Origin of the sequence: Flavobacterium sp. (genome assembly GCF_035760125.1) — a bacterium.
Taxonomy (GTDB): domain Bacteria; phylum Bacteroidota; class Bacteroidia; order Flavobacteriales; family Flavobacteriaceae; genus Flavobacterium.
This window is the reverse complement of record NZ_DASTTN010000006.1, coordinates 1-3,154: the sequence shown is the minus strand read 5'-3', so window position 1 is coordinate 3,154 and position 3,154 is coordinate 1. Positions and strand designations below refer to the sequence as shown.

Genomic DNA, 3,154 nt, shown 5'->3' with positions numbered 1-3,154 from the left:
TACGGCCACTTTCCTCAACAGGGTCAGGCTGTCCGCGTTACTTCGGTAACCTGCTCCCATCCTTCACGCAGCATCTTAGAAACACAAGATAATTAGTTATCCTAACAGATTGCTACTCAAGTTGCCGGGATTCATCCTCTGTCGAGATCACAATAGTGTTTGTTAATAGTACAGAAGAGTAGTAGCAATCAATCTCGACAATCCAAATTCTCAATCAGCGCAACACGACAATATCGTAATAAAAAACCATCAGTACTATACAACTTTCGTAGTTCTTTACGTATAAATTTAACAAAATTATTTTTTATTGAAAGAAAAACGCTATAAATTAAAATAAGAATAGTTTAGTTTTGTTTTTGTAATCTATTATTACACAAATCTTTAAAAAAACTATTTATGTCAAATTTGCTCAACAACCGCGTTAACGCGACTGCTACGGCAGCACAAGTAACGGCAGTCAAAGCCGCTTTTCAAACCATCTTGACCAACCTTCCCTTTCTGGTGGGCTTAACCGCCGACGAACGAAAATCATTAAACACGATTGATGTCAACAACAAAGCATTTACCGAGGATGCCATCAATGCGGGTGTAAACAATCCTACGCTTATTCCGTCGTATCTTTCGGTGGTGAATATGCAAAATGATTTAGCGCTTTTTACCCAACTCGATGAAATCTCTGGATTGGCCAACCAACTCTGTGAGCGGATTGAAGACACCAAAATGCTTGCAGGAAGCGAGGCTTATGGAGTGGCATTAGCACTGTACAAATCCTTTGGCTCTGCTGCCGATGCCGGAGTTCAGGGTGCAGACAGTATCGTAGACCAACTCAAAAAGCGTTTTGCAGCTAGTGGCGGTAATGCCGTTACGGTACCGCCAGTAATGCCTGCGGTGCAGTAAAACAATTTGCTTAAAAATAACTGCAATCGCCTCTTTTATTTCGAAAGGGGCGATTTTTTTGCCGTTTTTTTTTGATATCCAAAGGCAATTGTATGTAGTTCAAACCAATAGTATATGTAGTTTAAACCAACTTTATTGGTTTTTCGAACCAATAGAACAAGTAGTTTGAACCAATAAACAATGTAATTAGAACCAATATACTATGTAGTTCAAACCAATAAAACTTTTAGCTTGAACCAATAAGCTATGTAGTTCGAACCAATAAAGGATATAGTTTGAACCAATACGATTAGTGTTTAGCACCACTTTTTTAGAAAAATAAAATGCATTCACAACATAAAACACACAAAAGATGATATCTACCAGCAACAAATACAGGAATGGAAAAGGGGAACATTACCCAGTGATTGGCAATTTTATCCATTATCACATTATCCATAATAAAATCAAGAAAGCCGATGTAGCTAGAGCATTGGGCATACTCCCAACAGGATTGAACGAATATTTCAAGAAAGAGTCCCTACAGTTTGCTATTTTATGGAAGCTGAGTATGGCAATGAACTACAATTTTATTGCGCACTTGGGCGAATACCTGCCGTATCGCTTTGAAACGATTCGCGAAAAAGCCTTAAAGGAAGAACTGGCTGAAAAAGATGCTATTATCCAAAAAATGGAAATCCAGCTGGAGGTATTTAGGGAAACAATCCGGAGGCAATAAATTATAGACGAATTGATTTTGAAATCCTTCCCATTAAGAAAAATAAACGGTATGTTTGTAAGACAAAACTACCTAGATTGGGGTGGATATGTCTGACTGGGTCACACATATAAACTAGTTGTGCGTGATTATAAACAAAATATAATGGTAAAAGGAAACTCAGAAGAGGAAATTCGTATAAGTCTTCAGAAAAAAGCTTACGATACCTTGGAAAATTATGTCAATAAAATTGGATATTCAAATGAAGAATTAGACATTTTATCTATAGAAGAGCTTCAGTCCAAATTAAAAACCATCAACTCAACACTTAAAGATAATAAAAAAACTTGAAAGTATTGGGAATGTTAGTTTTGAAAAAGGAGTAGATTTTGATTTCAATACTAAAGCCACTTCAGGTATAGTTGGGTACACTTTTTATCCACATAGAAACTTATTAGACAAAAAGAAATATATATTAGAACTTATTAAAGTTAAATCAAGAGTAGAAAAAATCAACTCTCTTGAAGACTTGATTAATAACGTAACAGATAAAGAATTACGTAAAAAAATAGAAAAGGAATTAAATGATTTTAGTAAGCAAACTTCTAAATTAGAAGAGCAAGAGAAGCAGGCTAGTAATGAAGAAAGAGAATATGAAACTTCCAAAAAACAGTTAGAAATCTCCAAAACAAAACTAGACCTGTTAGAAAAAAAATCACAAATATGGTTAACTATATTAGCTAAAGAATCAATTGCCTCAATAATTGGAGCTTTATTATTAATAATTATTTCAATCTGTTTACTAGTTTGTATGTTTATTGGAATCGAACCTACTAAAATTATTGAAAGTACATTTTTATTGATTTTAGGTTACTTTTTTGGACACGCAGTCTCAAAAAAATAACTACGCACAACAGCTACTACAACGGATTTGGGCAATTGGCTTAATGGGAAGTTGGTTTTGTATTTGGGATGATTTACTTCGTCTATTCGCTATCGCTCGGGTGGCAAATCCGAAGAATGGGCTTAATTTAGTCCCAAACCCGCTGTAGTACCAGAACGTTACAGGGAATAGCTCTCAGTGACAGAATGAAAACCTCTTTTTTCACCAAAATTAATCTATAGATTTATAAACTTTATGGCAAACATTTTTGAATATTATTTAGTTGACTGGCTCGGAATATCACTTAGTCTTTTAGCCGTTTATATGTTAGGCAATAAAAATCCGTGGGGTTTTATAATATTTGCTCTTTCAAATGTTGTGTGGATTTTTCTTGGATTTGTTTTAATGAACAGTTTAGGTACAGCAATTGGAAATGCAGTGTTTCTAGTAATCAATATTCGTGGATACACTACTTGGAAAAAATTGTCTAAAGAATAAAGTTAGCGAGTCTAACTCAATAAAATCAAGCTGAAAGTTGAAAAGAAAAGCTTCACTCTCCTTTAGAAAAGCAACGAACCGTCAACGGAAATTACAGTTTTTACGTGGTGGACTTTAGATAAACATACTCAAAAATAAAAGATGAAAAAAATCGTAAAATTATTTACTATGTTCCTACT

General features: G+C 34.5%; 5 protein-coding genes. All 5 read left to right on the top strand.

Features of this window, described 5'->3' with window-relative positions:
* Positions 1 to 501: 501 nt before the first annotated feature.
* The 5 genes from VFS71_RS00245 (at position 502) to VFS71_RS00225 (ending at position 2,975) form a co-directional block, all read left to right on the top strand.
* The gene (locus VFS71_RS00245; protein WP_326398652.1) at positions 502 to 897 is read left to right on the top strand and encodes a hypothetical protein; all 396 of its coding nucleotides are present in this window, start codon (positions 502 to 504) and stop codon (positions 895 to 897) included.
* Positions 898 to 1,249: 352 nt separating this feature from the next.
* Positions 1,250 to 1,615, top strand: a complete 366-nt coding sequence (locus tag VFS71_RS00240; RefSeq protein ID WP_219315430.1) for a transcriptional regulator — start codon at positions 1,250 to 1,252, stop codon at positions 1,613 to 1,615.
* A 144-nt stretch (positions 1,616 to 1,759) separates the two neighbouring features.
* The gene (locus VFS71_RS00235) at positions 1,760 to 1,945 is read left to right on the top strand and encodes a hypothetical protein (RefSeq protein WP_326398651.1); all 186 of its coding nucleotides are present in this window, start codon (positions 1,760 to 1,762) and stop codon (positions 1,943 to 1,945) included.
* 178 nt (positions 1,946 to 2,123) lie between these two features.
* Complete coding sequence (locus VFS71_RS00230) at positions 2,124 to 2,498, top strand: hypothetical protein (RefSeq protein ID WP_326398650.1); 375 nt, start codon at positions 2,124 to 2,126, stop codon at positions 2,496 to 2,498.
* 234 nt (positions 2,499 to 2,732) lie between these two features.
* Positions 2,733 to 2,975 carry a hypothetical protein gene (locus VFS71_RS00225; protein WP_326398649.1) on the top strand — a complete coding sequence of 81 codons (243 nt, stop codon included), beginning with the start codon at positions 2,733 to 2,735 and terminating at the stop codon, positions 2,973 to 2,975.
* Positions 2,976 to 3,154 lie beyond the last annotated feature (179 nt).